8 protein-coding genes are annotated in these 6,894 nt (G+C 65.9%); 2 read left to right on the top strand and 6 right to left on the bottom strand.

The window, feature by feature from the left end; genetic code table 11:
- Positions 1-465: 465 nt before the first annotated feature.
- Positions 466-957, bottom strand: a complete 492-nt coding sequence (locus ACWEKS_RS25805) for a TetR/AcrR family transcriptional regulator (protein WP_452342449.1) — start codon at positions 955-957, stop codon at positions 466-468.
- 84 nt (positions 958-1,041) lie between these two features.
- On the opposite strand from ACWEKS_RS25805, the gene ACWEKS_RS25800 reads away from it, so the two are divergent.
- Positions 1,042-2,115 carry an FAD-dependent monooxygenase gene (locus ACWEKS_RS25800; protein WP_452342448.1) on the top strand — a complete coding sequence of 358 codons (1,074 nt, stop codon included), beginning with the start codon at positions 1,042-1,044 and terminating at the stop codon, positions 2,113-2,115.
- A gap of 149 nt (positions 2,116-2,264) precedes the next feature.
- On the opposite strand, the gene ychF is transcribed toward ACWEKS_RS25800, so the two are convergent.
- Together ychF and ACWEKS_RS25790 are read right to left on the bottom strand one after the other, a co-directional pair.
- Positions 2,265-3,344 carry a redox-regulated ATPase YchF gene (gene ychF, locus ACWEKS_RS25795; RefSeq protein WP_354833494.1) on the bottom strand — a complete coding sequence of 360 codons (1,080 nt, stop codon included), beginning with the start codon at positions 3,342-3,344 and terminating at the stop codon, positions 2,265-2,267.
- 62 nt (positions 3,345-3,406) lie between these two features.
- Positions 3,407-4,036, bottom strand: coding sequence for a TIGR03086 family metal-binding protein (locus ACWEKS_RS25790; RefSeq protein WP_452342447.1), 630 nt, complete (start codon positions 4,034-4,036; stop codon positions 3,407-3,409).
- Between the two features lie 100 nt (positions 4,037-4,136).
- Here ACWEKS_RS25790 and ACWEKS_RS25785 point away from each other — a divergent pair, with 100 nt between their 5' ends.
- Positions 4,137-5,084, top strand: a complete 948-nt coding sequence (locus ACWEKS_RS25785) for a helix-turn-helix transcriptional regulator (RefSeq protein WP_452342446.1) — start codon at positions 4,137-4,139, stop codon at positions 5,082-5,084.
- A gap of 51 nt (positions 5,085-5,135) precedes the next feature.
- On the opposite strand, the gene ACWEKS_RS25780 is transcribed toward ACWEKS_RS25785, so the two are convergent.
- The 3 genes from ACWEKS_RS25780 to ACWEKS_RS25770 form a co-directional block, all read right to left on the bottom strand.
- Positions 5,136-5,552, bottom strand: coding sequence for a PIN domain-containing protein (locus tag ACWEKS_RS25780; protein ID WP_452342445.1), 417 nt, complete (start codon positions 5,550-5,552; stop codon positions 5,136-5,138).
- A complete protein-coding gene (locus ACWEKS_RS25775; protein ID WP_356995753.1) occupies positions 5,549-5,767 on the bottom strand; it encodes a type II toxin-antitoxin system VapB family antitoxin in 219 nt (72 codons plus the stop codon). The genes ACWEKS_RS25780 and ACWEKS_RS25775 overlap by 4 nt, the downstream gene beginning before the upstream one ends.
- Before the next feature lie 63 nt (positions 5,768-5,830).
- Entirely contained in the window at positions 5,831-6,625 is a 795-nt protein-coding gene (locus tag ACWEKS_RS25770; RefSeq protein WP_452342444.1) for a family 43 glycosylhydrolase, read from the bottom strand.
- Positions 6,626-6,894 lie beyond the last annotated feature (269 nt).

Genomic DNA, 6,894 nt, shown 5'->3' with positions numbered 1-6,894 from the left:
GCTGGTGTCGGGATCGGCTAGAATCCACTACGACTCGTTGATCGCTACGCGTTCACGCCGTTGATCCGAAGTCCACCACTCCCCGGGACGCTATCTTTCGAAATCTCGGTCCCGACTCACCCAACCACCTACCGGCGTGAACGACCACCGAATCGATAGGTCGGCAACGCCGTGAATTCGCGGGCCGAGTTCGATGCGCCGGGCCCGGCACCCAAAGGACCACTGCGAAAAGGCTTCTCGGGTCCCCTGCGCCGGCCGACGACAATGTCTCAATCGGGGTGCGGAGCCGGATCTCCGGCGCCCCGCAAACGCACTCTCATACCGCATACCTCGCTGACCGAACCGGCCAGCGCCGGGCATCGGAAGATCAACGGGCAGAGGGTCGTACGGCCGCCGACAGTGCACGCTATTGCCGAGTTCAGGGCATTGGTCGGATCAACTTCAGGGGAGTGGCTGCTGATGTGGTCAGAGATTCGTGGTGAGAGAATGTAATTCGGCGACGACGTCCTTGTTGGAGGGCGCGTGCTCAGGGTCTACCAGCCATTGCAGCATCAGGCCGGTCAGCAGTGCGAGTGGTACCGAGCCGCCGAGTCCTGTGCGTGCCTCGCGTTGTCCGCGGGCGAGGTGTTCGCGGATGTCGGGCGACCTTTCGGCTTGTACGACGGCTTCGAGTTGGGCAACCCATAGGGACCGATGGGTGGTGAAGGTGTCGATCAGGGCCTGCCAGCCCTGTTCGGGGCTGTCCATCGAGCCGCGGTGGGCCAGTTCGGCTCCGAGTTCGTCCACTGCTTGCACTAGTGCCTGAGTGAGCAGTGCGTCGCGGGAGCCGAAGTGATAGCCGATGGCCGCGTGGTTGACCCCGGCGGCCGCGGCGATGTCGCGGACCGTGGTGTGCGCCCAGCCGCGCTCGATCAAACACTGCTTGGCTCCGGTCAACAGGGCTTCTCGGTTTCCCACCTGCCCAGCATACCCACCTTCTTATCCATATGTTTTATCCAAATGGATTGTCCATATGGATAAAACTTGGTTATGGTCCTGTGCATGACCAAGCCGAAGGTTCTGATCTCGGGCGCGAGCGTGGCCGGACCCGCCCTCGCCTACTTCCTGCATCGCAGCGGGTGCGACGTGACCGTCGTCGAGCGCGCGTCGCTGGTCCGCGACAGTGGATATGCGGTGGACTTCCGCGGTGCGGCGTTCGACGTGCTGGCGGAGATGGGCGTGCTCGACGAGATCCGTGGACACGACACGAAGATGCGCAGCACCGCCCTGGTGGACGACAACGGCACCGAGATCGGGCAGCTGCCCACCGAAACGTTCGCCGGCGAACTGGAAGTGCCCAAGCGTGAACTGACTCGAATCCTGCACGAGGCCACCACCGGCGATGTGGAATACGTGTTCGGCGACTCGATCACCGCATTGACGCAGCATGAATCCGGTGTCGCGGTCGAGTTCGAGCGTGGCGCGGCTGCCGATTTCGACCTGGTATTCGGCGCCGACGGGGTGCATTCGAACGTCCGGCGCCTGGTGTTCGATCCACGGGCCGACGTGTTGCGGCATCTGGGGATGTCCGGTGTCGGGTTCAGCACCGCCAACTATCTTGGACTCGACCACCAGGGCCTGTTGCGGCCGGGGCAGGGCACGGCGGTCTACCTGTTCAGCTCGGGCGACTCGGACCGGCTGACGGTAAGCCTTTCCTTTGCCACCTCGTCCCCGAAGTGGGACCGGCGCAGTCGCGCGGAGCAAGAACAGGCGGTGCGGTCGGCGTTCGCGGGGCAGGGCTGGGAAGTGCCCCGCCTGCTGGACGCAATGACCGATGCCGAGGACTTCTTCTTCGCCTCGTCGTGCCAGGTTCACCTCGATCGGTGGTCACGCGGTCGGGTCGCGCTGGTCGGCGATGCTGGATACTGCGCCGCACCGACCAGCGGTATGGGCACCTCTCAAGCCTTGATCGGCGCACGGACCCTTGCTCGCCAGCTGGCCACGGCCGATGCAGACCCCGAGACAGCGTTCGCCGCATACGAAAAAGAGCTGCGGCCTTATGTCGCGGGCAACCAGGACAAGGGTTACCAGGCCGCGGTCATGTTCGGCGGTGCGGCCGAACCACCGAGTCTGTGAACGTCCGCTATTGCCGCATACCGCGCTGACCAAAGCGGCCAGCGCACGGCACTGGCGAAACGACTGAGCCCCCACCCGGACAACGGATGGGGGCTCAGCAGAGTCTCTACCAGCAGCGATACATGCGCCGCCTAATTCTTCCCAGAGGTTCAGACGTTGAATCTGAATTCGACGACGTCGCCGTCGGCCATGACGTAGTCCTTGCCTTCCATGCGGACCTTGCCGGCGGACTTGGCGGCGGCCATGGAGCCGGCCTCGACGAGGTCGGTGAAGGCGACGATCTCGGCCTTGATGAAGCCGCGTTCGAAGTCGGTGTGGATGACGCCGGCGGCCTTGGGGGCGGTGTCACCCTGGTGGATGGTCCAGGCGCGGGCTTCCTTGGGACCGGCGGTGAGGTAGGTCTGCAGGCCCAGGGTGTGGAAGCCGGCGCGGGCCAGGGCGTGCAGGCCCGGCTCGGTCTGGCCGATGGACTCCAGCAGTTCGAGGGCGGATTCCTCGTCCAGCTCGAGCAGCTCGGCCTCGACCTTGGCGTCCAGGAACACCGCGTCGGCGGGGGCGACGGCGGCCTTCAGCTCGGCCTTCTTGTCCTCGTCGGTGAGGATCGACTCGTCGGCGTTGAAGACATAGAGGAACGGCTTGATGGTGAGCAGCGAGAGTTCCTTCAGCAGCTCGGTGTCCAGCTGGTCGCGCGCGGCGAACAGGGTCTTGCCGCTGTTGAGGATCTCCTGCGCCTGCTTGGCGGTGTCGGCGACCGGCTTGCGGTCCTTCTTGACCTTGGCTTCCTTGTCGAGACGGACCACGGCCTTCTCGAGGGTCTGCAGGTCGGCCAGGATGAGCTCGGTCTCGATCACCTCGATGTCGGACAGCGGGTCCACCTTGCCGTCGACGTGGATCACGTCGTCGTCGGCGAAGACGCGCACCACCTGGCAGATGGCATCGGCCTCACGGATATTGGCGAGGAACTTGTTGCCCAGGCCCGCACCCTCGGAGGCGCCCTTCACGATGCCCGCGATGTCGACGAACGACACCACCGCGGGGACGAGGCGCTCGGAGCCGAAGATGCCGGCCAGCGTGTTCAACCTCGGGTCCGGCAGCGGCACCACACCGACATTCGGCTCGATGGTGGCGAACGGGTAGTTCGCGGCCAGCACGTCATTGCGCGTCAGAGCGTTGAACAGCGTCGACTTTCCGACGTTGGGCAGGCCGACGATTCCGAGGGTGAGACTCACGAGAGTGGGAGTCTACCCGGACCGGCGGCCCGCTCCGTCACCGCAGGTCCGGGGCCGGTCCGTCAGGCCCGCGGGTTGCGGCCGAGATAGGCCAGCAGTTCGTCGGCCACCGGGGTGCCGGTGGCGGGCAGTTCGGTGACGACGGGCGCGAAGACGCCGTAGTCGCGCAGCGGCTCGACGAGGCCGCGGGCGGCGGTGAGCAGGTGCCCGGCCAGTTCGTCGGTGAGCGGCGAGGGCTGCCCGGTGCCGATGGCGATGTCCCAGGCGTGCACCGCGGCGTCGAGCGCGCACATGACCGCTGCCACCGGGGTGGGGAGCTCGCCGTGCGGGAGCGGGGTGGGCACGGTCTCGGTGCCGTCGGTGACGGTGGCCCAGGCGGTGGCGGTGGGTTCGATTGCGGCGGAGACCAATTCGACCGCGCTACCGTCGATGTGGCCGGAGGGCTCGAACGGGTTGCCGGCCGGGCCGGCACCGATGCCGAGGAACTTGGCGTAGGCCAGCTGATCACCGGCCGCGTGCTGAACCACCTGCGTCACAGTCCATTCCGAGCACGGGGTGGGGTTGTCCCACTGGTCCGCGCCCACACCGGCCACGACCTCGGCGAGCGCGCGGTGCGACGCCGCGAGGACCTCGCGCCAGGCCGGGGCGAGGACGGTGGCGGGCGAGTTGCCGGTCTGCGGGTTGGCGCTCATTGTTCTTGCCTCTCAGGTCGTTTCGATCCGTTGAGACAAAGGTATGACCCGATTAGGCTGGTTTTCTTCCTAATCATCCGGCCGGACGGAAGGGCGCTGTGTGACCTCCACCACAACCCGTTTGTTGCGCCTGCTGTCCCTGCTCCAGGAACGCACCCTCACCGGCCGTGAACTGGCCGAACGACTCTCCGTCACCGACCGCACCCTCCGCCAGGACATCGCGCGCCTGCGCGAACTCGGCTATCCGGTGCACGCCGCCCGCGGCCCGGTCGGCGGCTACCGCCTCGGCCAGGGCGCCACCATGCCCCCGCTGCTGCTCGACGACGACGAGGCCGTCGCCGTGGCCGTCGCCATGAATGTGGCCGCCGACGGCAGCACCGGCATCGCCGACATCCACGCCAATCTCGAACGCGCCCAGGCGAAAATGGACCGGATCCTCCCGAAACGCCTGCAGCGCAAGGTCACCGCACTGCGTTCCGTCACCGACATCGGCCCCGCCGTCACCGGCTCCCGGGAACCCGAAGCCCCCGTCTCCGCCGAAACCCTCGCCACCCTCGCCACCGCCATCCGCGCCAGCACCACCCTGCGCGCCGACGCCACCGAACTCGAGCCCTACCGGTTGATCAGCTGGCAACGCCGCTGGTACCTGGTCGCCTACAGTCTCGAATCCCACTCCTGGCAAGCACTCCCGGTGGCGTCGATCACCAAAATCCTGACCGGCACACGCCATTTCGCCCCACGCCCGCTCCCCGACTCCGACCTCGTCGCCTTCGTTCTGCGCGAAATAGCCTCCACCGGTTGGCAAGTCCACGCCCGCGTCACCGTCCTGGCTCCCGCCGAAACCGTCATAGCCCGCATCAACCCCACAGTCGGTGTCGTCGAACCCCTCGACGACACCTCCTGCCTCCTGCTGACCGGAGCCGACCGCCTGGAAACCATCGCCATCTACCTCAGCATGCTGATGATGGATTTCCGCGTCACCGACCCACCCGAACTCGTCACCCAGATCCGCACCCTCGCCCACCGCTACGCGGCCGCCACCCCGTGATCGCGGATAGGACTCTGTAACTATCGCTTCGCGATGAGATCGTGCGGCGAGCTAGGACGGTGGTTCGGTGACGAAAACGACTGGCTGGCCGGTAATCCGCGCGATGGACCTGAAGTCGCGATCGTCGCAGAGCATCGTGAGCCGATGATGCTCGGCAGTCGCGGCGATGAGCAGATCGACCGGTCCTGCCGACCGATGGATTCCCTGCTCGGTCATCAGCTGTTGAACGGTTTCAGCACGCTCGTATACGCGAGCCGGCATGGCTAGCCAACCGAACAAGTCCCGGAGCAGGCGTTGCTTCTCGAGCCTGTCCGCCAATGAGCGTGCCGAGTAGAGAAACTCGAGTTCGACAGCCGGACAGGTTGCGATGACGCCCGCCGTCAGCTGATCCATCCATGCTTGACGGAGCTTGTCCTGCAGGATTCGGAAGAGGCCCGATGTATCGATGAGATAGAGGGCAGGGGTCACTTGCGGTAGGCCGCCTTGTTGTCGAGGAACTCGTCGAAGTCACCGCGATCGGCCATCTCTCCGAGCCTGGCGAGGGCTCGGATACGAACCAGCCGCTGTCCGACCTCGCGGAGCGCAGCGTTGACCGTATCTTTCTTGGTCTTGGTACCCAGGACCTCGGCAGCGATGGCTAGAGCTTCCTCATCGATCTCGATCGGGGTCTTCGAACCGGCCATGAGACGCCTCCAGACATCCAGGAACTCCACCTCGGATATCCGAGACTACCAGCATTGGCGGCACTACTGGGTGCCGGCAGGTTCGGGCAGGACCGTGACGTGGCGGACGGTTCCGGACACTCCTGGCAGCTCGACGGGTGCGGTCCAGGTGCGGAATCCGTCGTGGCTGTCGCTGTAGAAGTACTTCTTCTCGGTGTAGGCGTCGAAGTAGATCCGGTGCCCTCCGTCGGGTAGTTCGATCACACAGTGACCCTCCCGCGGTGCACCCCAACCGGCCCAGTCGCCGGTGCCGATGAACCGGTACGGCCCCAGCGGCGTAGTCGCGACCGCAAGCTCGATGTACTTGCTCGATTCGTTCTTCGTGAAGGCGTAATAGCTGCCGTCGCGCGCCACGACGGCAGTGTCGATGTAGCCGAGGTGCCCCGGCCGCTGCGGCCCGATCCCCGCGAGCGGAATCGGTGGGCTCCACACCGGCCGCGCCGGATCGGCCGTGACGATCAGATAGGGCCGGAAGCCGTACCCCTGCGAGATGGAGACGAGCACTCCGACATATCCGGGAATGAGGTCGAACCATGTTGGCGCCCAGGCAGCTTCGGCTCCCGGCACCGGGACCGGGTAATCCGACAGGTGAGTCCAGGTGAGCCGGTCGGTGCTACGGGCGAATCCAATGGTGTGACCGTCTCCGGCAGTGGTGTACGCGATGTAGTACGCCTCGTCGGAATGCCGGAGCAAACTGGGATCCCGCACCAGCCCGGCCGCCGGGCGGTAGGCGCCGGCCCGCAGCAACGTGAAGTTCGCCGCGTCCTCGGATTCATAGACATACAGGTCGGTATCGCTGCTATTGGTGAACGCGGTCATCGTGTACCGCGTGGTCGCCGCCGCCCGTGCGATCGCGGTTCGCCCGCCGAGCCCAGCCCCAACCGACAGCACGGCCATCGAAGCCAATACCGACCGACGATTCCACCGGATCGCTCTCATCCGCAGCATTATTCAGCGCCCGGTAGCTGACCCGTAGCCGCCGCGCCGAGCCACTTACACCGCCACCCCGTTCGCAGTGTCGAACGCTGTCTCCATGCGGATTGGAGGCCGTCGCCGCACTACTGCTCAGCGACGCCGGAGTACCGGCG

The organism is Nocardia sp. NPDC004711 (assembly GCF_053601595.1).
This window is presented reverse-complemented; position numbering and strand designations above follow the sequence as displayed.